Here is a 23,527-nt window from a genome sequence, read left to right as displayed (position 1 = left end):
GATACCGAAACGCGAAACTTTTATATGCGCGAAACGCTATTGAAATAGCTTTCGCGTTTCGCTAATATGTAGTGCATGAAGCTATCTGACTATCTAAAAGCTGAGCGCGGCCGGTTGGCAACCCTAGCTCGAGACATTGGGGCTCCCATATCGAACACCAGCGAGTGGGCTTCTGGGCGCCGCCCGGTTCCCGTCGAGCGGTGTGCTGATATCGAGCGCGCGACCGATGGCGCCGTGACCCGACGCGATCTTCGCCCGCATGATTGGGCACGCATCTGGCCCGAGCTTGCCGAGAAGGAGGTGGCGTGATGCTTCAGTGGCTCCGCAGAAAGCTCTTCACCGCCATTACGGAGACTGCCCAGCCGGTTATCCATTTCGACCATTCCTTGATTGAAGAGGTAGGCGAGGGCGCTCTGGTGATCCTGAAAACCAAGATGCGCCTAACTGGTGAACAACGTGAGGACACCGCCGACTTCTTGGCGAAGCTGCGCGCTGAACGGCCTGATGTGCGCTTCTTGGTATTCGACCGCGATTGGGAGGTTCACATCATTCACCCGGAGGCTAGCTCGCGATGAGGGCGGCAACTATAGCGCCGATTATCGAAAGCGCGACCCATCTGTGTGCCACTACGTCCGCCCAAATACGCTCGACGCGCTCTCGAAAAGGCGGCACGACTTCGCACCAACCGAAGCCAATCTCTTGCCCGGGCGGATCGTGGAACTTCTTTTTGACCCAATGTTTTTCTTTCCATCGCTTCCACCAGTTCATGGTCGGCCCTTCTCCGAAGGATTTCGTGTGTGGTAACCGAAATCATAGCGGGTGTGGGCCGACCGCCCCTTTGGGTCTCCATGCCTTAGTGAAGCGTCGTTTGGGCCGTGTTCGCAGCGTTCCAGGCTCGGCGGTCTGCTTCCTCGCAAAGCCGCTGCCACAGAGACATAACCGTTTCCTGGCTCGGCTGATCAAAAGAGCGCAGCGCCATGTCCTGTGCTTCAGACAGAAGTTTTTCAGTTTCAGACATTGCCGGTCCTTGTTGGTTTTGTATGGCTGGCAGTTTGCGGCAGCGCAACAGTAATTAATACGTTCGGGAGATAAGACAGATGAACACGACAGACGCCGCGTACAACACAGTTCATGACTATCCGGGCGGCAGCGAATCGCTCGGGCCGCGCGTCGGGATATCACCGGCCGTGCTGCGCAACAAGGTGAATCCGAACAACAGCACGCATCACCTGACCCTGGAAGAGGCTCAGAAGATCAGCGCCGTGACGGCAGACCCACGTATGTTGCAGGCGTGGGCGCGCGCTGATGGATATCTGTTGGTGAAGGCCCCTGATTCCTGCAAGACCGAATCAGACATGTCCGTGCTCGAGCAGATGGCGGGCCTTATGGTCGCCAATGGGGCATTTGGGCAGGAGGTCTATAACGCGCTTGCAGACGGCCGGGTAGATCTTCTGGAAGTGGATCGAGTCGAGCAGGCCGGTCGCAGCGTCATGACCGCAGTCGCGGAGGTGAAGCAGCGTTTGAAAGGGATGGCGGAATGAAGGGTATTTCGCCGACGGCTGAGCAGCGTCAATTCCACGACCTTCTTTGCGCCGTGGTGGGCTGTGTTGCATGTCGTCTGCATGGAGTGATTAACACGCACGTAAGCGTCCACCACATTGATGGCCGCACCAAGAAGCTCGCGCACTGGCTGGTGTTGCCGTTATGTGCGGGCCATCACCAAGAGGGCACTGGCGCCCCCGGGATGATTGCTGTTCATCCCTGGAAGGCGCGCTTTGAGCAGAAGTACGGCAAACAGCTGGATCTGCTGCGCCGCTGCGTCCGGTTTCTCCTGGCTAAACGCTGCGAGGTTCCGGCCGCCGCCCTGGAGGCATGTCGTTATGACACGGCATTGGGGGCGCAGCCATGCTGATCATGGGTTACCGCATCACCGAAAGGGTTCAGAAGATCGCCCGTGACGCGATTCTGCACCGGCAGGGGTCTTTCTCTGCTCTTCACATCGGCCGTGAGATCAAGGCCCATATCCGTGAATCCAAAAGCGCATGGCGTGGCATGAGCGTGAATGACGCGGCAGTGGCAGCCGCTGATGCACTCATTTGGGAACAGTACCGCGCAGGCCTGGTGAAGCCCACCGGAACGTGGCTTGGCCGCCAGTACTGGCGTGTGATTGATCAGAAAGCGAAAAGGAGCCAACGTTGAACGCGCTCATTATCGGGACACAAGCCATCCGCCAGGATGCAGAAGGGCGGTATAGCCTGAATGACTTGCATCGATCGGCTGGTGGAGAGCCCCGCCATCAACCCGCTAACTGGCTGCGTCTTGGCCATACGGTGGAGATGGTCGAACTGATTTCTAACTCCTCAGATCTGAGGAATAGCCCTCTGAGTGCGGATCCAGGCCGTTACGGCGGCACTTTCGCGTGCAAGGAGTTGGTGTACGCGTACGCCATGTGGATCAGCCCTGCATTTCAGCTGCGCGTCATCCGTGCGTTTGAAGCGCTGCGCTCGGGGGCGCACAACGTGCCGAGCGATTTTGCCAGCGCGTTGCGTCTGGCCGCAGATCAGCAGGAAGAGATTGAGCGGCAGCGTCTGGCGCTGGCAGAGGCTCAGCCCAAGGTTGAGTTTGCTGAGGCCGTACGCAGCACTGTAGACGCGATTGGCATTCGGGACATGGCCAAGCTGCTCGGGACGGGCCAAAACCGGCTGTTTGCCCGCTTGCGCGCTGACGCCATCCTGATGGCCGACAACCGCCCTTATCAATCCTACATCGACCGCGGCTATTTCCGATTGGTTGAGATGCCCTGGCGCGATGACGAAGGCCAGATTCACGTTTCCTTCAAGACCCTGGTCACGGGCAAGGGTCAGGTGTGGCTGCAGCGCCGCTATTGCGCCCCCAACAACTCAATTTCGGTGCGTAGCGCAGTGCAGCTCGCCCACGCTAACGCATAGGATCACCATGAGCGTAGAAGCCATCACCTGGGCCTTGGGCCAGCAGATTAAACCCTCTTCAGCAAAGTTCGTGCTGGTCGCGCTATCCAACTGTGCCGACGGCCGGGATTTCATTGCATGGCCCTCTGTGGCCTACCTCGTTGAGGCGACGAATCAGGACCGCAAGACGGTGCAGGCCAATCTGGCACACCTGCGCGATCTGGGATTCATCGAAGACACCGGCGAACGTCGCGGCAGCACGAAGCAGGTGGTTGTCTATCGATTAAAGACACCCGAAAACGGGGCTGTTAATAACTCGGATAAAGAGTCCCAAAAACGGAACAGTACCGAAAACGGAACAGTACCGTTTTTGGACGGAAAGAGGCCCAATATTCCCACGAAAGAGGCCCAAAATTCCCCAGAAAGAGGCCCAAAAACGGACCACGGAACCGTAAGGAACCGTAATAGAACCGTAAGGGAACCGTCAGAAGGCGCTGCCGCGCCGTCTGCGCCCCCAAACCCGGTCAAAACGAAAACCACAAAATCGTCCGGCACGGTGACAGCCGATCAGCTGGTCTCTGAAGGCGTTGACCGCCAAGTGGCTGAAGACTGGTTGAAGGTCCGCAAGGCGAAGGATCTGCCTTTGACCGCTACCGCCTGGACTGGCATCAAGGCCGAGGCCGAGAAAGCAGGGGTGACGGCGGCAGATGCCGTGCGCATTGCCACCGAAAACTCATGGGCAGGATTTAAGGCGATTTGGCTGGATAAGTTGAAGGCCGAGGCTGGGGGCGCGGTTGCTGGCGCTGTTGACGATCTGGCCTTCCTGAGGTCTTGGCCCGGCATCGTCGCCAAGGGCAACCAGCTGGGCCTTCGCCAGGAGGACGGCGAACAGGCGCCACATTTCAAACTCCGCGTGCTGAAGGCTGCAAACCTGAGTCCTGAGCAACTGGCTCGCGCGCGTGCTGACTACGGGGTGAACGTATGAGCGCAATCCATTTCGACGTGAAGGGCAGGGTCACGATTGAATTGCCATGGCCACCAAAGGAATTGAGCCCGAACTTCCGCGGGCATTGGAGACCGATCGCAGACGCCAAGAGGAAGTACCGGAGCGATGCTCGACTGCTTGCTCACTCGGCTCTGAAGCATGCTGACGGTATCAGCCGGTTTGAGCCGATTCGTTTGAGTTACGAGTTCTTCCCGCCCGACGTGCGCGCCTATGACCGCGACAATCTCGCCGCCCGCATGAAGGCGGCCACCGATGGGATTGCCGACGCACTACGGATGAATGATGCGGGCTTTCACTTCGCGCCAGCCGTCCTGCGTGAGAAAGTCAAAGGCGGGCTTGTCAGAGTAACGATTGAGCAGGTAGAGCCATGAACATCATGCCCAAGCCTAAAGCCCGATGTGAGCATGGCGTGTGGCTCGTCTGGTGCGATCGGATTGGCCCATCGCCCCGGGCAACGCTGCAGGAGGCTTACCGGGAGTGGGCACGCCGCTGCGGGTGGGCGCTATGACGACACTCAAGCAACGCAGCGAAGCGCAGCAAAGTAGTGCAATTTCAAATGACACTACTTTGTTGCCACGTTGGATGATGGCCGACCCACTGAAGGTACTTCTGAGCAAGGAGGCCGCCGAGCTCAAGCGCACCTGCACCGGATGCAGCCATGCCGCGGAGCGCGTCAGTCCCTTCGGCGAGCCGGTTATGAGATGTCTGAAGGGGAAGCCCTACGGGAAGAAGTGCAGTCAGTTTGTGGGAGGTGAGTCGAAGTGAAGTCGAATATCGAGATATTGTTGGGAGAGTGGGGCGCGTGGAAGCGGGGGGAGAACCGTTCCAGTCTCGGCTATCCTGGCCAGTCAGCCTTTCAACGCATGCGAGTCGACGGGCAGCGGCGCGCCGACCCGTATGCGCTGATGGTCGATGACGATTTGCGAAAGGTGGATGAGCACATAGCCCGACTGTTCCCCGAGGCGCATGTCGTGGTGGTGGCGCATTATGTGTGGCCGGGCCCGGTTAAAGCCAAGCTTGACCGCGTGAGGGCGACGCGCACGCGCTACTACGATCTGCTCGAAATGGCGCACAAGCAGCTGTCGCACTGGATGGGCGATCGATATCAAATCCCGTGTGTTGTTCCGGCCGAATTTATTTTGTCCGGACACCTTGTATGACTGTCCGGACTGAATCAGAATAAAACCCGTACGCTGTGTAGTTGCGTCTGTGGACTTACTTCCCGATCTCGCCCCGCTTTGAGCATTGCTCAGCGGGGTTTTCTTTTTGGACGTTCATGATGAGCTCTATCCCATGTTCTAGTGAGAAGTGCCGGCAGATTGTTGAGTACCTGCGCCAGGAGCTTGGGCTGCCCGGAGGTTTGACACGACTGCAGGTGACCTTCGAGATGGGCGACGTTATCCGTGCGGAGTTATCGTGCTTGCCGCAAGGAGACGCCGCGCACGTCGGTGTGCGCGAGCATGCGGTAGTTGACGTCACCAAACTGTAATTGATCGCAAAGGCAGATTTGCTGTCCACTCAGGAAGAGATCGAACTTATGGGCAGTAATGCCTAAGCGGCCGCAACGCCCTTGTCGTGCTGTGGATTGCCCAGCACTACACCGTAACGCCAATGGCTACTGCGTTGAGCACCAGGCGCTAGCCAAGGTATGGGTGAAGAAGGCCGAGCAATCGGGACGCGGTGGCCGGCCCTGGCGCCGTCTGCGCGACCAGATCCTTGAGCGCGATGGCTACCTCTGTCAGTGCGAGGACTGCCAGCGCAGGCCGTTGCCACTGGTGGCGCATGAGGTTGACCACATCGACAACACGCGCGGCCCGGACGGCAAGCTCAACAATGATCCGAGCAACCTGCGGGCGGTGAATGAGGACTGCCACAAGCGGATCACCCAGGCGCAGGCACAGCGGGCGCGACGGCCTGTCTGGTAGGGGGGAGGGTACCCAAAAAGTTCGAGGGCCTCCCGCCGGACACCGGCCGCTCAGTCAAATTTTTACGCCCGCGAAAAATGAAATTCAGGAGTTGACCTATGGCAGGAGTCGCAGGCCGGTCGGGCCGCAAGCCCAAACCGGTCGCGCGCAAGCTGGCAGCGGGCAACCCAGGCAAGCGAGCAATCAACACGCAGGCGCCCGAATTCGGGACGGTCGTAAACATCGATCCGCCTGATTGGATGCCTGAAGACAGCCCTGGGCGCAGCCTTTGGCTCCACCTGGCGCCACTACTGTGCGCCCAGCAGATCCTTCAGGCGACGGACATTCAGAACCTGGAGATGTACTGCGCTGCCTACACCCGTTTCCGCGAGGGCGAGGCTTCCATTCTCCGGGATGGCATCACGGTGGCCGGAGCACAGGGCGGCTTGGTGAAGAACCCCGCCGCGACGGTGATAAATGAAGCTGCGCGGCAGATGGCGACATACGGCGCATTGCTTGGTTTGGACCCGTCCAGCAGGCAGAGGCTGCTTGGGCCGAAGAAAAAAACCGCAGGTGCAGACCTGGCGGCTATTCTGGAAATGTAGGCATGGCCAAGCCATCCTATCCCGGCGTGGCGATGGCCACGCAGTTCGCGCGCGACGTCGTTCGCGGCAAGGTGCCGTGCTGTCGGTACATCGTCATGGCCTGCCAACGGCACCTGGACGAACTGGCAAAGAGCAAGACGCGAGACTTCCCGTACCGGTTCGACCCGGCCAAGGCTGAAAAGAAGCTCCGCTTTATCGAGTTCCTGCCGCACACTAAGGGCGAATGGGCGAGGCTGCGGCAAAAGGTGAAGCTGGAGCCGTGGCAGGCGTTTGGCATTGCCTGCACGTTCGGTTGGGTTCGCAAAAAGGACGGACTGCGGCGCTTTCGCGAATCGTATTGGGAAGTCCCGCGTAAGAATGGCAAGAGCGTGATCGCCGCGGGCGTCGCGCTGGGCATGTTCTGCGCAGATGGTGAGTTCGGCGCCGAGGTTTACAGCGGCGCGACCACTGAGAAGCAGGCGTGGGAGGTTTTCCGGCCCGCCCGCTTGATGGTAAATCGCACGCCCGAGCTGAAAGAACTGCTGGGCATTGAGGTCAACGCGGGCAACCTGAACCGGCCCGAGGATGGCAGCCGGTTCGAGCCGATCATAGGCAACCCCGGCGACGGTGCTTCACCATCGTGCGCGGTGGTGGACGAATACCACGAGCATGACAGTGATGACCTGTACGTCACCATGCAGACGGGTATGGGGGCGCGACGCCAGCCGCTGATGTTCATCATCACGACGGCGGGCGCCAATATCGCCGGCCCCTGCTACGACAAGCGGCAGGAAGTGATCGAAATGTTGGAGGGGCTGGTCCCCAATGACGAGCTGTTCGGCTGGATCTGGACGATTGATGAGGGAGACGACTGGACCGACCCGAAGGTGCTGGCCAAGGCCAACCCAAATATTGGGGTTTCGGTCTACCAGGACTATCTGGTGGCGCAGCAGCAGCAAGCCATCCGGCGCGCGCGCTTTGCAGGCAAGTTCAAGACCAAGCACCTGAACGTCTGGACGGCGGCCAAATCGGGCTTCATCAACATGGCGAAATTCATGTCGCCGCCGTGCCAGGACCCGAGCCTGTCGCTGGATCAGTTCAAAGGCTGGGACTGCGTGCTGGGCCTGGACTTGGCGTCGAAGGTGGACTTGACCGCCATGGTGAAGCTCTTCTACCAAGACATTGATGGGCGCAGGCATTACTACTGCGTTGATCCAGTGTTCTGGGTGCCCGAGGACACCGTCAACGGAACTGAGAATCGTCGCCTTGCAGATCGCTATCAGGCTTGGGTGGCATCGGAACATTTGATCCAGACGGATGGTGCGGAGATCGATTACCGCGACGTTCTCGCGGAGGCGCTGGAGGTTAACCAGCTGGCGCCAGTGGTGTCGTGTCCTATCGACCCGCACGGTGCCGCGAACCTGTCTCACCAACTCGATGATGAAGGGCTGAACCCCATCACGATCATTCAGAACTACACCAACATGGCCGACGCGATGAAGGAGTTCGAGGCGGCCGTGTTGTCGGGGCGGTTCCATCATGACGGACACCCGATCATGACCTGGTGCGTGGCCAACATGGTGGCGAAGTACCTGCCGGGCAGTGACGACGTGATGCGTCCTATCAAGCAGGGCAATGACAACAAGATCGACGGTGCCGTGGCGCTGATCATGGCGATTGGTCGCGCCATGGCCGGTGTCGAGGGGCCTGATCTCTCGGACTTTTTCAATAATGCGGTGATCGGATGAAACATAAAGCGCACAAGGTTGGTCGGCTCCGCGCCGCGGTGCTTGGCTGGCTCGGCGCGCCATTCGGCCTCACCGACGTTGAGGCCTGGGAGCGGTTTGGGGCGAGTAGCTCCGCTGGTGTCAACGTCAACGACCGCAACATCCTGCAACTGTCGGCAGTCTGGGCGTGCGCGAGGCTTATCTCGGAAACTATTGGCACGTTGCCGCTCGGCATGCACGAGCGAACCGCAAGCGGCAAGCGCCCAGCTCCGCAACATCCGCTGCACTTCATTCTGGGCACACAGCCGAACGTGGACACCGTGTCCTCGGTGCATTGGGAGGCGGTGGTAGCGGCGATGCTGTTGCGCGGCAATGCTCGGTGCGAGAAGCTGATGGTCGGCGAACGAGTCGTCGGCCTGCAGTTCCTGTATCCCGGGCGGCTGGCTATCACTCGCAGGGCAGACGGGGCGAAGCAATACCGCTACACCGAAGACGACGGCCGGCAGCGCATCATCCCGGCCTCGCGGATCTGGACCATTCCGGGTTGGTCCCTGGATGGTCAAACCGGCGTGTCGGTCATCCAGTACGGCGCCCAGGTTTTTGGCGCTGCTCTGGCCACCGATGAGGCCGCAGCTGGCACCTTCAAGCGCGGACTGATGCCGACCACGTGGTTCAAGTATCCGAGCTTGATGAAGGATAACCAGCGCGAGGACGCGCGAAAGTTCATCACCGAGCGGGCGTCTGGGGCGGTGAACTCCGGGAAGCCCCTCATTCTCGAAAATGGAATGGAGGTTGGCACCATCGGGATCAATCCCAAGGATGCCCAGATGTTGGAGTCTCGCGCCTTCAGTGTTGAGGAAATCTGCCGCTGGTTCCGTGTCCCTCCCTGGATGGTCGGGCACACCGAAAAGTCCACGAGCTGGGGCACCGGGATTGAACAACAGATGATCGGATTCCTGGTGTTCACGCTCGGCCCCTGGCTCAAGCGCATTGAGCAGAGCATCGTCAAAGATCTTCTGACGCCGGCTGAGCGCCTGCGCTACTACCCGAAATTCGCGGTGGAAGGACTGCTGCGCGCCGACAGCGCCGCGCGCGCCGCCTTCTACAGCGTCATGGTCAACAACGGCATCCTGACCCGCGACGAGGTCCGGGAGCTGGAAGACCGGGCCCCGATGGGTGGCAATGCAGCAGTGCTCACCGTGCAGACTGCTCTCGCACCGCTGGACAGCTTGAGTAGCAACACAGCAGACCAGCAAGCCCGCGCCGCCATGGCGAACTGGCTGAAAGACATGATGGCCTCATCGGCCGACTCTTAAGGAAAGTTTCATGACCATTAAATCCCTGCCCTCGGCGCCGGGCGGCCGCCCTTGCGCGGCCGTTTCGAGCTACTTGGCGCCGCGTGCGCTCGAGCGTTGGGACGCCAGCGTGCGCGCTGCGGTCGAATCTGAGGACGACCGGTCCATCAGCATCTACGACGTGATCGGCTATGACTGGTGGACGGGCGAGGGCGTGACCGCCAAGCGCATCGCATCAGCCTTGCGCTCCATGGGTGCTGGCCCCGTCACGGTCAACGTGAACAGCCCGGGTGGCGACATGTTCGAGGGCTTGGCCATCTACAACCTGCTGCGCGAGCACCAGGGCGAGGTGACCATCAAGGTGCTTGGCCTGGCCGCGTCCGCAGCATCGATCATCGCCATGGCTGGCGACACCGTGCAAATCGCGCGCGCTGGCTTTTTGATGATCCATAACTGCTGGGTTGTCGCGCAAGGCAATCGCCACGACCTGCGCGAGTTTGCCGACACGATGGAACCGTTCGACGCAGCGATGGCGGACATTTACGCCGCGCGCTCGGGGCAAGACATGGCCGCCGTCCAACGGCAGATGGATGGCGAAACGTGGATCGGCGGCAGCCAAGCGATTGAGCAAGGCTACGCCGATGAGCTTCTGTCTTCCGATCAGGTCGGCAAGGGTGACGCCAAGGCTTCTGCCAGCGCCGTGCGGCGAATCGAAGCGGCAATTCGCGCCGCCGGCTTGCCGCGCAGCGAAGCCCAACGACTGATTTCTGATTTCAAGTCCAGCCTGAGCGATTCGGCTGGCAGCGGTGAGCGCGACGCCACCGGACGCGGCCCGAGTGATTCGGCTGCTTTCAGCACTACGGCCGCACTGGCCGCATCCCTCACCAACATCATCCCGAAGAGGTAAACCATGTCCGTTGAACGCGACATCGAAACTATCAACGCCAGCCTGAGCAAGGTCGGCGATCAACTCAAGACAATGGCCGAGAAGGCTGACGCCGACATGCGCGCGCGCGGTACCCTGGACGCACAGCTGCGCGCGGACATCGACAAAACCCTGACCACCCAAGGTGAGCTGATGGCGCGCTTGGCCACGGCCGAGCAACTGCTGGCCAAGGTCCAGAACGGCGGCGGTGCGCCTTCAGGTCCTCAGTCGATGGGCGCGCAGATCACGGAGAGCGAAGATTTCCAGGCGTTCGCATCGAATCCGCGCGGGACGTTCCGCATGCCGGTTCAGGCCGCCATCGGTTCTGGCTCGACCTCTGCAGGCGACCTGATCGTCCCGGACCGAGTGCCCGGAATCCAGGCCCCGATGCTCCGGCGTCTCACTGTGCGCGATCTGATCAGCTGGGGACGCACGAGCAGCAACAGCATCGAGTATGCGCGCGAGCTTCTGTTTACCAACAATGCCGCCCCGGTTGCCGAAGCTGCACAAAAGCCGGAATCGAACCTCACGTTCGAGGCCGATCAGGCGCCCATTGTCACTATCGCGCATTGTATTCACGCGTCCAAGCAGGTGGTGGCCGACGTGCCGATGCTGCAGTCGTACATCGACGGTCGTCTGCGATATGGCCTGAAGTTCGTTGAAGAGGCTCAGTTGCTGAAGGGCTCCGGCGTGGGGCTGAACATCAATGGCATCTACACGCAGGCTGCTGCGTACGCCAACCCTGGCGTGATGGTGGCGGCGGAAACGCGCATTGATCGCTTGCGTTTGGCGCTGCTGCAAGTCGAGTTGGCCGAGTATTGGGCGGATGGCATTGTGATTAGCCCCATCGATTGGGCCGCCATTGAACTCACCAAGGACGCTCAGAACAGCTACATGTTCACTAACGCGCGCACCTCGATGCAGCCGGGGCTGTGGGGCCGCAACGTGGTCCCGACCCAGGCCATGGATGCCGGCGACTTCCTGGTCGGCGCATTCGGCGGTGGTCTGGCCGTGCAGGGTTGGGACCGTGAGGATGTCAACGTCCAGATCGCATTTGAGGACCGCGACAACATCATCAAGAACATGGTCACGATCCGCTGCGAAGAGCGTGTGGGTTTGACCGTGTACCGGCCACAGGCCTTCGTCAAGGGCGACTTTGACGGTCTGGATGTCGATCCGGATGCAGGCGGCGGAGCGTAAGTAGTCCGACCGACAACCTAAGGGCCGCGCCAATCGCACGATAGCGCGGCCCTGATTGCATGGAGAACATCATGGATATCACGGCGAAATCATCCTTCGTCCATGGCTCGGTCACGTTCAAGCGTGGTGCCACGGCGGAGGTTTCGGACATTACGGGTAAAGCGTTGATCAGCGCCGGTTTGGTAACTGAAACCGCAAAGGCTACAGATAAACCCGCGCCCAAGGGTTCCGGCACCCCGGCGCCCAAAACGTCCGCCAAAAACTCGACGTCCGGCCCGAGCAAGACGGATAGCAAGGAATAAGCATGTCGGTCATCGAATTGGCGGTTGCCAAGCAATATCTCGACGTCATCCATAACAGCGACGACGCAAAGCTCCAATTGTTGCTTGATGCCGCCGAGGATGAGGCCGCGCAGTACATGAACCGGGGCCTGCTGGACCCATATCCCGCAGCGTTGCTTGTTGACGGAGTGCTTGTTTTGGCTCCGCCGCTAGAGAAGCCATTTCCTAGCGTGGTACTTGGCGTCATGCTGCTACTGCAGGCTGCCTATCAGGCGTCGCCTGATGACGCGGAAAAGCTGCGTCGGGCGGCAGAGGTCAAGCTGGCTCCGCATAGAGTGGGACTGGGTGCGTGATGCTTTCCCATCGCCTACGTCACCGGATCACTTTTCAGCACATCGCCCAGCCGTTGCGCGACGCTGACGGCTATCCCATTCCGGGATCAGGCGGTTGGCAAACCGTAGAGCTAGGCGACGGAACGCGGCTGGAGAACGTGCCTGCTGAAGTGCTGACTGGGCCTGGCCGCGAGTTCCAAGGGGCGGCAGCAACCCAGTCGGAAACATCGGCGCGCATCAACCTGCGCTGGTTCCCGGCGTCCGAGCGCGACATGGCCGCTTGGCGCGTCGTGTGGGATGGCCGTATCTACAACATTCATTCCGTCGAAACTGACGCGACAGCACGCCGGGAGTGGCGACTGCGCGTCGTTGACGGTCCGTCGGAAGGCCAATGAAAAGATCACAACTTGAGCGGATTGAGGAAGGTCAGCGCCGTATCGAGGCCAAGCTAGACATCCTCATCAGCGCGCTGGCAGACAACCCTGAGCAAGAAGAGAGGTTCGATCTGGATGGCTCGCCATTGGACGCTGTCGAACGCGATCAAACCCAATCGCTGGACTGATCTGATGAAAATGGAAACCAGTTTGCGCGGCTTGGACGGTCTGCTCGACACGCTGCGCTCCCTGCCGCCGGAACTCGTCAGCAAACGCGGCGGGCCCGTCAAACTTGCGCTGGCGAAGGGAGCACGACTGATCCGCGACCAAGCGGTCGTTAACCTGCGGGCCGCCATCGAGCGTGGTGGCGACGTATCGACGGGGTTGCTGGAAAAAAATGTTGTAGTCACCCGCGGCAAGCCTCCCCATGGTGGCAAAGGGGAGCGCTACCTCGTTCGCGTACGCCGGAAGGCGTATGACATGCAGAAGCTCAGTAAGCGGCAAGCTGCAGGAAAACGTGTGACGACGCACAAGACGGCTTCGCTGCTGGAGTATGGATCGAGCCACCAGCCAGCCACCCCTTGGCTGCGACCGGCTGTTCGGCAGAAAGGTGAGCAGGCAATCCATGTGATCACCACAGACCTCGCGCAGCGTATCGACAAGACAGTCCAGAAGCTCGCCGCAAAGAATAGGGGGCGCTGATGTTCGCACCAGTATTTCGGGTGCTGAGCACCCCCGCGGTTCAGGCTCTCGTTGGCAGTCGAATCTACGGATCGGGCGCCGCGCCGCAGAACACGCCGCTTCCGTACATCACTTGGTTCACAGTAGTGGGGCAGCCGTATGACCAGCTCAGCGGCGCGCCGGATGGGGACAACGACTCTACCCAGATCGATTGCTGGGCAGGTCCGTCCGACGATCAAGAAACAGTCTGCCGCAACATAGCTCAAGCGGTGCGAGACGCGCTCGACAGTGCTGGCATCGCAAATCGGATCGTGGTGCATACCCGCGAGCCGGACACCAAAATTTTTCACATCGGTCTGCAGGCCGATTTCATTCACTCCCGATAATTATTGTGTGAGGTCACTATGACTGACGGTGTAATTAAGACCCAGGGAACTCATCTGTTCTTGGTCGACAGCGTAACGACACCGGAAACTCCGGCGATCGTGAAAATGGCCTGCCCGACGGGCATCACTGGAATGGGCGCCGGTGCGCGCACGCAGATCGACAGCACTTGTCTCGACGCGCTGGTCGATCAGGAATCTATGGCGGGCCTTGGTGCCCCGGGCACGATCTCGGTTCCCTTCAACTTCATCCCCAAAGCCGCGTCGCATCGCGGAATCCTTACGACGCTGAAGGATTCGGGCGAGACGCTGACGTGGATTGTTGGATTCTCGGATGGCACCAGTGTGCCGACGCTGGACAGCGACGGTGATCCGGAATGGCCGACGCAACGCACTGCAGCGCGATTCCAGGCGTACATCACCGAAGTGGTCATTGATGTGAATACCAATGACCGCGTGGTCGGGACGCTGACCCTTCAGCGATCCGGCCCGGTCACCTGGAACTTCAAGACTGCGTAAGAGAGAGATAAAACATGGCGAGTACGATTCCTGACGACATGTTTGCGAGCGACGTGGTGCATGAGCGCACAGTAGAACTCGCTGATGGCCGTCGTCACAAGCTCTACTTTAAAGAACTGCCGATGGTTGAATATCGGCTCTTGACTGAGGCCGAGCGTTCGCAAGACCCATCGGTGCGTGCCAAGTCGGCCGCAGGGATCATTGCAGCTAGCGTGGTGGAGCCTGACGGTACTCCTGCTATGACGGTTGAACGCGCTGCAGCGCTCAAGCCCGGGGCCGCCACCGCAATCTTTCGAGCCATTCTTGAGCTGAACGGCGCTCTGACCCCCGTGGTTGCCGAGAGTGAGGCGGAGGCGGAGGGAAACTGATCAGCGGCCGGGCGTGGTTCTGGCACGTCTTGGCGCTTGCGCTCGGCCGCACGATCGGGGAGTTGCAGCGAACCATGACCCAGCGCGAGTTCATGTCCTGGGTTCGGTTCTACCGCGAGCACCCGTTCTCTGATTCGCACCGGTATCACCGTCCGGCAGCTCTTGTTTCTCAATCCATGGCCAATGGCGACATGGAAGCCAAGCTGGAATGGTTGCAGGGATCGCTGAAGCCTGCGGCCCAGGTTCCACCTTCTGGCGATTATTCCCCGGAAGACTTGAAGACCTTCGAGGCGCTTGGCATGAAGTTGCCCGAGACGCGCAACTGAAAGCGACGCCCACGCAGGTGGGTCAATATTTGGAGTAGGCAATGGCCACTGCGGGCAGTATTGTCGTTGACCTGTTGATGAAAACAGGCTCTTTCGAGACCGATGCACAGCGCGCCGCCAAGGTTTCGGAGCGTCAGTTCAAGGAGATCGAGCGCCATGCGAAGGCAACCGCGTCGTCCATCACTAAGTCATTTTCAGGCCTACTGGGTGGAGCGCTATTCGGCATAGGCGTCCGGGACGTTTTTTCGAAATTCGTCCAGGAAACGCGGAACGCTCAAGATGAGCAGGCGCAGTTGGCGGCAGCTTTGACCGCTACCGGTCAGGCCGCTGGCTATACTGCCGCCCAGCTGAATGATATGGCCACGAAGTTCGCTGGGGCCAGCATATTCAGCGAGGGCGACATCAACCGCGCGCAAACGCGCTTGATCTCTTACTCGGGCATCGTCGGCGAGCAGTTCCCGCGTGCGTTGCAGGCTACGATCGACATGGCCCAGCGCATGGGGATGACCGTCGAGCAGGCAGCCGAGACAGTGGGTCGCGCGCTGGATGTTCCAAGTGCCGGGCTAGCATCTCTGTCGAAGCAGGGCTTCAGGTTCAATGATGATCAGAAGAAGCTAGCCAAGCAGTTGGAGAGCACAGGCCAAGCTGCAAAGGCGCAGGATATTATTCTGGCGGCGCTGGAGTCTTCATACGGCGGTGCTGCGCAAGCCGCGAGAGGGACACTTGGCGGTGCCCTGCAGGCGCTGCAGAATCAGATCGATAGCCTGATGACCGGTGATGAAGGCAGCGTTAACGGTCTGACTGCGGCGGTGAACGACCTGACAGACTCCCTTGGGAACGACGACACGAAGCAGGCGTTTGCCACCTTTCTGCAGGGTATGGCGACAATAGCGACTAAGGCCGTCGAGCTAGGAGCAGACTTTGTCACGCTAACCGAAAGAGCGGGTGGTTTCTTAGAAATGCTCGGCGCCTTTTCGCCGGCCAACGGTATCGCCAGCCTGTTCCGCAATAACTCCGAAAACATTTCGGCTGCAAAGAAAGAGTTGGAAGACCTTGCGGCGATGCAGGAGAGGCTGAACAACGGCACAGCCAAGTGGAACGACTACGGTCAAGAGTCCCTGGACGTGGCGAAGCGCGCGGCGCAGACTCGGCTGGAGTACTTCGAGCGCTTGGCGAAGCGAGGCCAGATAGCGCAAGACAGAGCGCTTTTTGGGCCTTATGGCGGGGTTGAAGAAACGGGCGGATCACCGCTAGCCCCGAAAACTCCTACTGCGCCAGTCTTGTCGGGTAAAGGCGGCAAGACTAAGAAGTCTGCCTCAGAAACAGCATATGAGCGGTATCTCAAGCAGCTGCGTGAAGGCAACGCGCTTTTTGGCGCTCAAACGGAACTGGCCAAGGTCAACGCGCAGATTCAGTTGGGCTCCTTCGGCAAGCTGAGCGAGGCGCAGGCCAACGATTTGCGTCAGGCCGCGATGCGTAGAGACGCACTCGAGGCCGAGCAGGATCTGTACAAAGAGCGCGGCGAGTCACTGGACGAGTTCATCAAGCAGCTGGAGGAAGAAGGAAAGGCTTATCAGGCCTTCTACGACAAGGTAACCGGGCAGGGTGCCGCCAAGGACTTCATCGGCCAGATGGGAATGCTGGCTGCTATGGAAGGTGACCTGACGCCGGATCAGTTTTCCAAAGCACAGAAGGATCTCCTTCAGCAGTTCGGCGACACGATGGATACGATGGATGAGTTTGCGCGATCCGCCGCGCAGAACATCCAAACGCAGCTTGGCGACGGGCTGTATTCGGTGATCACCGGCAATTTCGATGATATAGGCAAGTCCTTTGCGAACATGCTTGCACGCATGGCGGCGGATCTTGCTGCGTCTGAAATTTCGAGGTTGCTCCTGGGCGACTATGGGAAAACCGGAAACGTAGGCGGAGTCTTAGGGAACGCGCTCAAGTTCTTCAGGGGGGGCGCAGGTGCCGGCGCGGCCGCATCGAGCGGAATTTCGGCGAGTTCTTCGTATTTCTCAGCGGGCGCTGCGTTTTCGTTGTTCGACTCCGGGGGGTTCACCGGGGTTGGCGGACGGTACGACCCAGCAGGGATCGTGCACAAGGGTGAGGGCGTTCTCAATCAAGATGAGATCCGCGCGATTGGCGGCGAGCAAGGATTCAACGCGTTGCGCCGTGCCATTCGCACTGGACACTCGGCAGGCGGAATGGCTGGCTTCCCAAGCCTGCCGCCTAGCGCGATTGGGCAGGCCGGCGGCGATGCCGGGCTTTCTTTGGTTTTCGAGACGCATGGTGTCGACGTTGAAGTCGTGGAAGAGCGCGAACGCCAGTACCGCTTCATTGCGCGACAAGAAATCGATTCGCGTGTTCCAGGCCTGATGGCCAGGGAGCAGGCACGTCCCAATAGCCGTTTCTCGCGGCAACAGAGCATCAGCACGAATATTCAGCGACAAAGGTAGTCATGGCAGATCTTGAAAAAATTCCGTTCTGCCCGACTCAGGCGTCGTTCGGGGCGTCCTTTGGTGATGGCTCGGTGAGCACGGCGTTGGACGGGGGCGCGAGTCGCTACCGGGCGGGGCCGGACAACCAGTCCGACACGGTGAATGCGTCCTGGGTGCTGCGCGCTGAGAATTACTCCATGTTCATGGGGTTCTTTCGCAAGATGCGTCGGCTGGGGGGCGGGCCGTTCCTGATTGACCTGTCGTTGCAGTCGCACGAAATGATCGAGTACACGGCCTATTTCGTTCCACGCACGCTGCACTTGGTTTCTCGGCAAGGCGCGGTCTACACGGTGTCGGCACAGTTGGAAGTGCTGTCGCGTGACGACTTCGATCAGGAGGACCTGGACTACTGGGGCAGGCTTGTTACGTTGCTGATCATCTACGGCAACCTGCCTGCCGCCAAGGAGATTCTTGACCTGCTGGCCAAGCTGGTGAACGAGGACTTGCCGCATGACTGACGAAACCAGCTTCTACTTTGATGGCCCTGCCTCGGCAAACGAGATCCAGACGCTGGAAATCAGCCATCCGTCCTTTTCCAAGGTCTGGCGCGTGCAGGGGAAGTACCGCAGCGGCCTCTGGGCCAGGGACGAAGCCAACGCGCTGCAGTGGTTCGACTATGTGCCGCTGGCGCTGCGTCCTCTGGAAGACCGGGGCAATCTCGACTTTGGCCTGACCGTGACGTTTGGCGACTTGGGCGAGATTCTGCCCGATGAGATCGAGCGGGCGCGCGCGGCGGGCACCATGCACATCAAGCCGACGGTGATCTACCGCGCCTATCGCAGCGACGACCTGGCCGGCCCGATGGTCGGCCCGATCACGCTCGAGGCGCGCAAGCTCAATCGGCAGCAGGACGGTGCGCAGTTCGACGCCACGGCGCCGGAGCTGAACGTGAGCAAGACCGGCGAACTCTACACGCTTGATCGCTTCCCTGGCCTTCGGATCGCGCTGTCATGACGGCCTGCCTGGATGATCTTCTGGATCAGGTCTACGACCGCGACAGCAACAACTGCCTGCATTACGCGGCGGTGGTGTGGGAGCGGCTGACCGGTGATAGCCGACTGCGTCAAGTGCGCGAGGATGATTTCCGCGCTGGCCAGCTTGCCGCGCTTTTCCGTGGGTACAAGCGGGTGGACGGGCCGACGCGCGAGCCGTCTATCGTGCTGATGGAAAACCTGTCCGGTGAGTCTCACATCGGCGTGTGCTGGCAGGGTCGCCTAGCCCACATGCCGCAGAGCGGCCCCGAGTTTCTGCCCTTCGACGCATCCCGGGCTCTGTACCGGAAACAAAGGTTTTACGCATGACAGTTGTCAAGTTCTTGGCTGCGCCTGACGGGGAGTACGAAGAGGTCGAGGTCAGCGACGTTCGCGCATTCTTGCTGCAGAAGTTCGGGCGCCGCTGGCCGCGCGGCACGCGCATCACCAGCATGTTGACCGGACGCCAGATGGTGCCGACCAACGACACGGAAGTGTCCGAGGCCTGTGCGATGCCTGGGCCGCTGGTGATCGAGGTGATGCCGGGCGGGCCTGAGACGTGGACTGCGATTGCGGTCTCGCTGGCCATCTCCACGGCCTCGATGATCCTGACCGCGATCCTTGAGCCAAAGACGCCGAACGCCACGCGCCGCAACGTCCAGCACGAAAGCCCGAACAATGGCTTGTCACAGCGCACCAACGAGATGCGCATCAATGGGCGCATCCCGGACATTTGCGGCCAGACTCGATCGACACCGGATCTGCTGGGCGAGACCTATCGGATCTACGACAACCACGTCGAGCGTGAAATCGCCTACATGTGCGTGGGGCGCGGTGCCTATGCGATCCATGACGTGCGCGACGACACGACCGACGTGGACCAGATCCCAGGCATGTCGGTCGAGGTCTACGGGCCGAACACTTCTCCGAATAGCGGCAGCCCGCAGTTGCGCATCGGTGACGCGATCACGCTGCCGCTGGTGGGTGCCAAGCGCATCAACGCGGTGAATGGCCAGACCTTGGCACCGCAGGATGCGGGCAGGGTAGTTCGCAGGGGCATGGTGTTCTCGTCCCCCAATGTGATCACATCGCAGGACCCGGAGATCGACTTCAATGAATATTTCGTCCCTGGTGACACTATCGTCATCACGGGCGCCGCGCAGGCAGACGGGACGTTTATTCAAACGGCCGATGCTAACTTTGAGGTAGAAGACGCTCCCATCCCGGAGTGGGGAGAAGTCACATTATCTGGAGACCACACCGCTGTTTGGGAGATTGGGGACTTAATGACCATCTCCAACGGTACGGTGACGTGGGAAGCCGTTACGGAAGGCGGCGAGGGGTACGTTTATACCGCTTACGGCAACGTGAATGGAATGTACCCGGTTGTGGATGTTGATTTTACCCCTGGCACCCCCGGAGTTACGACGATTCGCCTGGACGTGACTCTAAACAGCTCCGCGTGGCGCCCATTTAGGCCCGGGGCGGCCCGCCAAGGGAATGTGGAAGGGACGCCCACGCTTAGCCGCCCATCTGACACCGAGCAGTTCGACCTCTCTGGCACCTACACTGTCAACACGATGTCCGGTACCACACTGACGCTGAGCTCGCCGGCGTCGGTAAATCCCGACTGGACTGTGATGGAGGACGATTTCGGCGGTTCTTCGATGACGCTGTACCCCGTCATCGAAACGGTTGGCGAGCGCTGGGTCGGCTGGTTCGAGGTGCAATCCGCCTATGAAATTTCGCGCATGATCATGAACGTGGTCGCGCTCAATGGCATGTACAAGGACAACGGGCGCACCCAATACGCCCGCACGGTTTGGTTCACGATCCAAATCGAGAAGCTGGATGCAAACGGCGATCCTACGGGGCTGGTGCAGACGGTCAATCAGGCGGTGGTCGGCTCGTCCGTCACGCGGGCGATGCGGGCGAACACGATCAACGTCGAACTGGATGACGGACCAGGGAAACGCTGGCGCGTGCGCGCGCGGCGCACGACTGACTCTGATACAGACTTTGACGGGTCAGTGGTCGATGAAATCAAGTGGCAGGATTTGTACATCTGCGCCCCGATTACGAATAGCCACTTTGGCGACGTGACCACTGTCTACGCCAGTTCGTTCGCCACCGATGGCGCGCTGGCGATCAAAGAGCGCAAGCTGAACATGCTGGTCACGCGCAAGCGCCCGCAGCGGATTTCAGGCTCGACGTTCACGACAGAGCTGTACGAGACGCGGAACGTGGCTGACACCATCGCGGCGATCTGCCTGGATCCAAAGATCGGCAATCGGTCGCCGGCCGAAATCGACTTCGACAACATCTACGACACGGCATGGGAAATTCGGGATCACTTCGGCGTCGATGTGGCGCAGTTCGATTACACGATCGACAAGGACGTTCTGAGCTTCGAGGAAACTCTGTCGATGATCGCGGATGCGGTCTTCTGCCGGGCATACCGGCGCGGGTCGGTCATTCGCCTGTTCTTCGAGCGCGAAAACGCCAACAGCGCGATTCTGTTCAACCACCGCAACAAGGTGCCAGGGTCTGAGGTGCGCGCGGATTCCTTCGGCGGCGATGCCGAGGGGCACGATGGGGTGGAATACCAGTGGATCGATCCGGAGACGGACACACCGACCACGATCTACATCCCGTCGGACCAGAGCGCGATCAACCCGATGCGCAAGGAGTCGGTGGGCGTGCGCACGTATGAGCAGGCCCATATCCACGCTTGGCGCCTGTACAACAAACTGCGGTACCAGAACGAGGTGGCGACGTTCGACGCGCTGCCCGAGGCGAACCTGCTGACCCTGTCCGAGCGCATCAGCGTGGCGGACAACACTCGAGCGAATGCGCAGGATGGTGAAATTACCTGGGTATCGTCAGACAATCCGCGCTTGGTCGGCCTGTCGCAGGAAGTGGATTGGAGCGCTGGCCCTTACGTGATTTTCCTGCAGAACAGCGACAGGCAAGTCGAGGTGATGGGGGTCAGCGATGGCGGAGGCCCGCGGCGGGCATTGCTTGAGCGAGAACCAAGAACGCCTATCGTCCTACGCGGCGAGGGCTACAACCCCACCGGCTTCATCATTGGTTCGGCGTCCGGCTCGCGCCACGCTCGACCGTTTCTGATCACTGAGAAGGGAGCGACCAATGATGACGGCACGATCCCACTGACCGCGATCAACTACGATGCCAGGTACTACGCGAACGACCTGGATTTCATCGAATAACACACCCCAAACCAACCATCGGCCCCGCCTTCGAGCGGGGCTTTTTTATTGTGAGTTCAGGATGGCCGAACCTATCAGTAAGCAGAAGCTGGTCTATGCCGACGCTGACGCGGACACCTTAAGCAATTTCGCCAATGGCGAAGCTGGGGTTCCAAACATCAATCGTGCGGGCGACGATGTAAAGAATCTGGCCACGATCCGCCAAGAGGCGCTGGCTGCGGCAGCAGATGCGGCTAATCTCCAGACATACTTGTCCTATGACTCTCCCTCCACCAAGCGGATGGTGGACGATGAAAGTCAGCCTGTCGGAATTCAAGGCGACGTCACTAATGACTCAGACCCGGCGAAGAATGGCCGGTATACCTGGGGCGGCAGCGGGTGGACGAAGAATCCGGTGCAACCTGCTAGCGGCGAGACGGTCGTCGCCCTGCAATCTGATGTTGGAGAAATTAATGGCAACCTCGGGAAAGCGGCGACCCTCGTGTCGGCAGATTCACCCGACCATTACCCCATTGCCGCATACCGCCACGCACTAGCTGTCGGGGTACACAAGACGACCGGCGAGCTTTACGCCAAATTCCCCACTAACGACCCAGGCATTAAGCAAAATGTGGACAACCGTTTGGCCGCACCTATGTGGTCAATGGTCCAAGTCGAGACGGATCCGCGCTATGGAGTGATGGCCCTCAGTGCGAACGGGAAGTCAGTCTTCCATTTGGACTTTCAAAAGGGCGTTGCGGTGGCATTTGGCAAGGAGTTAGGGAGTGGTTCCGATCTAAGCCGTTTCCCGCTCGTGGCGGGAACCCAGATGTTGATGATGATCCTCTATGGGCAGTCACTCGAAACGGGCGCACAAGGGCAGCCGCCGCTCTCGACGGCGCAACCCTACTCGAACCTGACGTTCGGCGCAGGACCGAAGGCAACGAAGGCAGGGAGCCTTGGCTCGAATCCCGGCACAAGCACCTCTAAGCTGCTCGTAGAGGACGAGCTAAACGGCGACCAGGGTGAGGGTGGAAATCGAGGCGAAACGTCATGCTCCGGAGCAGCGAACTATGCGAGCGTGATCTTCCGTCGCTATGGAATTGACCCAGCGGATCTGCCGTTCTTCGCTTCCACTGCGGCTCACGGCGGCTATACCATCGATCAACTCGGCGTCGGCTCTTCGTGGCTTCAAGTGTGGCGCGATCATGTGACTGAGCAGGCGGCGCGAATTCGGGAGCTGGGCAAGGTCCCGATCATGCCGGCGCTGATCTGGGGGCAGGGGCAAGCCAACCAGTCGGGCGCAGTCACTCCAGAGATATACGCCGAGAAATTGGAGGCGCTGCGGCAGTATCAGGTGGATTTCGTGAAGAACGTCACGGGCCATGAGTGGGAGCCTCCTATGCTGCTCTTCCCGCCAACGGCCAACGCTATGGGCTACTCCACTCTCGCGCAGCTATGGCTGGCGCGGACGCGTCCGGACAAGTACAGGATTATTACTCCGGATTACTTTTTACCTCGGGCCGCTGATGGCACCCACCTAATCAACATCGGCTACAAGTGGCGGTCCGCTTATCTGGGCCGCGTCGAGGCGGACATCACGCTTAATCGGAAGTGGAAGGACTATGTCATGCCGGGTCTGCCCGTGAGAGTCAATGCGACGACCGTTCGCGTGTCGTGCTTCAGTGGGTACCCACTACAGTTGACGGGCGACACGCCATCTTATGGATTCGCCGTAACGATCAACGGCGCCTTGGTTCCGAGCGAATCGCTGACTGTGACGCTGGTCGGTCAGGACGTCATTCTCACCCACCCAACGGCTGGGCCAGAAGACATAGTCATCGTCCGCTACGCCATGAACTACAAAGCGCCAGGCGTCACGCTTAACGGGTACATGGGGGGGCTTTGTGACACCAGCCCTGATGTGGTCGAGATCGAGGGGCAAGTCTACAACCTGTGGAATTACTGCCCGGCGTTTATGGAAACAGCGCGGTACGAAACCATTTAAAGG

General features: G+C 60.1%; 33 protein-coding genes. 32 read left to right on the top strand and 1 reads right to left on the bottom strand.

What is annotated here, in order from left to right; all coding sequences use genetic code 11:
- Positions 1-75 precede the first annotated feature (75 nt).
- Positions 76-309: a YdaS family helix-turn-helix protein gene (locus GOQ25_RS11505; protein WP_160350603.1), complete on the top strand. Its 234-nt coding sequence runs from the start codon at positions 76-78 to the stop codon at positions 307-309.
- A complete protein-coding gene (locus GOQ25_RS11500; protein ID WP_160350602.1) occupies positions 309-575 on the top strand; it encodes a hypothetical protein in 267 nt (88 codons plus the stop codon). Before GOQ25_RS11505 ends, GOQ25_RS11500 begins: the two co-directional genes overlap by 1 nt.
- A gap of 278 nt (positions 576-853) precedes the next feature.
- Here the strand turns inward: GOQ25_RS11500 and GOQ25_RS19385 are convergent, their stop codons facing one another.
- Complete coding sequence (locus GOQ25_RS19385; protein WP_202109418.1) at positions 854-1,018, bottom strand: hypothetical protein; 165 nt, start codon at positions 1,016-1,018, stop codon at positions 854-856.
- A 79-nt stretch (positions 1,019-1,097) separates the two neighbouring features.
- Between GOQ25_RS19385 and GOQ25_RS11495 the strand changes: the two genes are divergently transcribed.
- The 30 genes from GOQ25_RS11495 to GOQ25_RS11355 all read left to right on the top strand — a co-directional run bounded on the left by GOQ25_RS11495 (position 1,098) and on the right by GOQ25_RS11355 (position 23,524).
- Entirely contained in the window at positions 1,098-1,541 is a 444-nt protein-coding gene (locus GOQ25_RS11495; RefSeq protein WP_160350601.1) for a phage regulatory CII family protein, read from the top strand.
- Positions 1,538-1,912 carry a Ref family recombination enhancement nuclease gene (locus GOQ25_RS11490; RefSeq protein WP_160350600.1) on the top strand — a complete coding sequence of 125 codons (375 nt, stop codon included), beginning with the start codon at positions 1,538-1,540 and terminating at the stop codon, positions 1,910-1,912. The genes GOQ25_RS11495 and GOQ25_RS11490 overlap by 4 nt, the downstream gene beginning before the upstream one ends.
- Positions 1,906-2,199 carry a hypothetical protein gene (locus GOQ25_RS11485; protein WP_160350599.1) on the top strand — a complete coding sequence of 98 codons (294 nt, stop codon included), beginning with the start codon at positions 1,906-1,908 and terminating at the stop codon, positions 2,197-2,199. Before GOQ25_RS11490 ends, GOQ25_RS11485 begins: the two co-directional genes overlap by 7 nt.
- A complete protein-coding gene (locus GOQ25_RS11480) occupies positions 2,196-2,948 on the top strand; it encodes a phage antirepressor KilAC domain-containing protein (RefSeq protein WP_160350598.1) in 753 nt (250 codons plus the stop codon). The genes GOQ25_RS11485 and GOQ25_RS11480 overlap by 4 nt, the downstream gene beginning before the upstream one ends.
- A gap of 7 nt (positions 2,949-2,955) precedes the next feature.
- Positions 2,956-3,912 (top strand): helix-turn-helix domain-containing protein, encoded by a 957-nt coding sequence (locus GOQ25_RS11475; RefSeq protein WP_160350597.1) that lies wholly within the window; start codon positions 2,956-2,958, stop codon positions 3,910-3,912.
- Positions 3,909-4,304 (top strand): endonuclease, encoded by a 396-nt coding sequence (locus GOQ25_RS11470; RefSeq protein ID WP_160350596.1) that lies wholly within the window; start codon positions 3,909-3,911, stop codon positions 4,302-4,304. The genes GOQ25_RS11475 and GOQ25_RS11470 overlap by 4 nt, the downstream gene beginning before the upstream one ends.
- A 133-nt stretch (positions 4,305-4,437) precedes the next feature.
- A complete protein-coding gene (locus tag GOQ25_RS11465; RefSeq protein WP_236844553.1) occupies positions 4,438-4,698 on the top strand; it encodes a hypothetical protein in 261 nt (86 codons plus the stop codon).
- Positions 4,695-5,093: a hypothetical protein gene (locus GOQ25_RS11460; protein WP_160350595.1), complete on the top strand. Its 399-nt coding sequence runs from the start codon at positions 4,695-4,697 to the stop codon at positions 5,091-5,093. Before GOQ25_RS11465 ends, GOQ25_RS11460 begins: the two co-directional genes overlap by 4 nt.
- Positions 5,094-5,293: 200 nt before the next feature.
- A complete protein-coding gene (locus GOQ25_RS19670) occupies positions 5,294-5,422 on the top strand; it encodes a hypothetical protein (protein WP_255448233.1) in 129 nt (42 codons plus the stop codon).
- A 163-nt stretch (positions 5,423-5,585) separates the two neighbouring features.
- A complete protein-coding gene (locus GOQ25_RS11455) occupies positions 5,586-5,858 on the top strand; it encodes an HNH endonuclease signature motif containing protein (RefSeq protein ID WP_202109417.1) in 273 nt (90 codons plus the stop codon).
- Between the two features lie 98 nt (positions 5,859-5,956).
- Positions 5,957-6,442, top strand: a complete 486-nt coding sequence (locus GOQ25_RS11450; RefSeq protein WP_160350593.1) for a phage terminase small subunit P27 family — start codon at positions 5,957-5,959, stop codon at positions 6,440-6,442.
- 2 nt (positions 6,443-6,444) lie between these two features.
- On the top strand, positions 6,445-8,169 hold the full coding sequence (locus tag GOQ25_RS11445) for a terminase large subunit (RefSeq protein WP_160350592.1): 1,725 nt from the start codon (positions 6,445-6,447) through the stop codon (positions 8,167-8,169).
- Positions 8,166-9,464, top strand: coding sequence for a phage portal protein (locus tag GOQ25_RS11440; protein ID WP_160350591.1), 1,299 nt, complete (start codon positions 8,166-8,168; stop codon positions 9,462-9,464). Before GOQ25_RS11445 ends, GOQ25_RS11440 begins: the two co-directional genes overlap by 4 nt.
- Positions 9,465-9,474: 10 nt before the next feature.
- Entirely contained in the window at positions 9,475-10,350 is an 876-nt protein-coding gene (locus GOQ25_RS11435) for a head maturation protease, ClpP-related (protein WP_160350590.1), read from the top strand.
- Positions 10,351-10,353: 3 nt separating this feature from the next.
- Entirely contained in the window at positions 10,354-11,568 is a 1,215-nt protein-coding gene (locus GOQ25_RS11430; RefSeq protein WP_160350589.1) for a phage major capsid protein, read from the top strand.
- A 71-nt stretch (positions 11,569-11,639) separates the two neighbouring features.
- Positions 11,640-11,870 carry a hypothetical protein gene (locus tag GOQ25_RS11425; protein WP_160350588.1) on the top strand — a complete coding sequence of 77 codons (231 nt, stop codon included), beginning with the start codon at positions 11,640-11,642 and terminating at the stop codon, positions 11,868-11,870.
- A 2-nt stretch (positions 11,871-11,872) separates the two neighbouring features.
- Positions 11,873-12,202, top strand: a complete 330-nt coding sequence (locus GOQ25_RS11420; RefSeq protein ID WP_160350587.1) for a head-tail connector protein — start codon at positions 11,873-11,875, stop codon at positions 12,200-12,202.
- Entirely contained in the window at positions 12,202-12,576 is a 375-nt protein-coding gene (locus GOQ25_RS11415) for a head-tail adaptor protein (protein WP_160350828.1), read from the top strand. The genes GOQ25_RS11420 and GOQ25_RS11415 overlap by 1 nt, the downstream gene beginning before the upstream one ends.
- Positions 12,573-12,743, top strand: a complete 171-nt coding sequence (locus tag GOQ25_RS11410; RefSeq protein ID WP_160350586.1) for a hypothetical protein — start codon at positions 12,573-12,575, stop codon at positions 12,741-12,743. The genes GOQ25_RS11415 and GOQ25_RS11410 overlap by 4 nt, the downstream gene beginning before the upstream one ends.
- A 4-nt stretch (positions 12,744-12,747) precedes the next feature.
- The gene (locus GOQ25_RS11405) at positions 12,748-13,257 is read left to right on the top strand and encodes an HK97-gp10 family putative phage morphogenesis protein (protein WP_160350585.1); all 510 of its coding nucleotides are present in this window, start codon (positions 12,748-12,750) and stop codon (positions 13,255-13,257) included.
- Positions 13,257-13,622, top strand: coding sequence for a DUF3168 domain-containing protein (locus GOQ25_RS11400; RefSeq protein ID WP_160350584.1), 366 nt, complete (start codon positions 13,257-13,259; stop codon positions 13,620-13,622). Before GOQ25_RS11405 ends, GOQ25_RS11400 begins: the two co-directional genes overlap by 1 nt.
- Before the next feature lie 18 nt (positions 13,623-13,640).
- Positions 13,641-14,138 carry a phage tail tube protein gene (locus GOQ25_RS11395; protein WP_160350583.1) on the top strand — a complete coding sequence of 166 codons (498 nt, stop codon included), beginning with the start codon at positions 13,641-13,643 and terminating at the stop codon, positions 14,136-14,138.
- A gap of 14 nt (positions 14,139-14,152) precedes the next feature.
- Positions 14,153-14,506, top strand: coding sequence for a hypothetical protein (locus GOQ25_RS11390; RefSeq protein ID WP_160350582.1), 354 nt, complete (start codon positions 14,153-14,155; stop codon positions 14,504-14,506).
- A gap of 74 nt (positions 14,507-14,580) precedes the next feature.
- Positions 14,581-14,832, top strand: coding sequence for a hypothetical protein (locus GOQ25_RS11385; RefSeq protein ID WP_160350581.1), 252 nt, complete (start codon positions 14,581-14,583; stop codon positions 14,830-14,832).
- Between the two features lie 41 nt (positions 14,833-14,873).
- Positions 14,874-17,294, top strand: coding sequence for a phage tail length tape measure family protein (locus tag GOQ25_RS11380; protein ID WP_160350580.1), 2,421 nt, complete (start codon positions 14,874-14,876; stop codon positions 17,292-17,294).
- A gap of 2 nt (positions 17,295-17,296) precedes the next feature.
- On the top strand, positions 17,297-17,794 hold the full coding sequence (locus GOQ25_RS11375; RefSeq protein ID WP_160350579.1) for a hypothetical protein: 498 nt from the start codon (positions 17,297-17,299) through the stop codon (positions 17,792-17,794).
- A complete protein-coding gene (locus GOQ25_RS11370) occupies positions 17,787-18,290 on the top strand; it encodes a DUF1833 family protein (RefSeq protein ID WP_160350578.1) in 504 nt (167 codons plus the stop codon). Before GOQ25_RS11375 ends, GOQ25_RS11370 begins: the two co-directional genes overlap by 8 nt.
- Positions 18,287-18,637 (top strand): hypothetical protein, encoded by a 351-nt coding sequence (locus GOQ25_RS11365; RefSeq protein WP_160350577.1) that lies wholly within the window; start codon positions 18,287-18,289, stop codon positions 18,635-18,637. Before GOQ25_RS11370 ends, GOQ25_RS11365 begins: the two co-directional genes overlap by 4 nt.
- Entirely contained in the window at positions 18,634-21,537 is a 2,904-nt protein-coding gene (locus GOQ25_RS11360) for a host specificity factor TipJ family phage tail protein (protein WP_160350576.1), read from the top strand. Before GOQ25_RS11365 ends, GOQ25_RS11360 begins: the two co-directional genes overlap by 4 nt.
- A 61-nt stretch (positions 21,538-21,598) precedes the next feature.
- Entirely contained in the window at positions 21,599-23,524 is a 1,926-nt protein-coding gene (locus GOQ25_RS11355; protein WP_160350575.1) for a hypothetical protein, read from the top strand.
- The last annotated feature ends 3 nt before the right edge of the window (positions 23,525-23,527 follow it).

This window comes from Bordetella sp. 15P40C-2, from assembly GCF_009763235.1.
Taxonomy (GTDB): Bacteria; Pseudomonadota; Gammaproteobacteria; order Burkholderiales; family Burkholderiaceae_B; genus Bordetella_A.
Note: the sequence above shows the minus strand (reverse complement) of the source record. Positions and strands in the feature narration are given on the sequence as shown.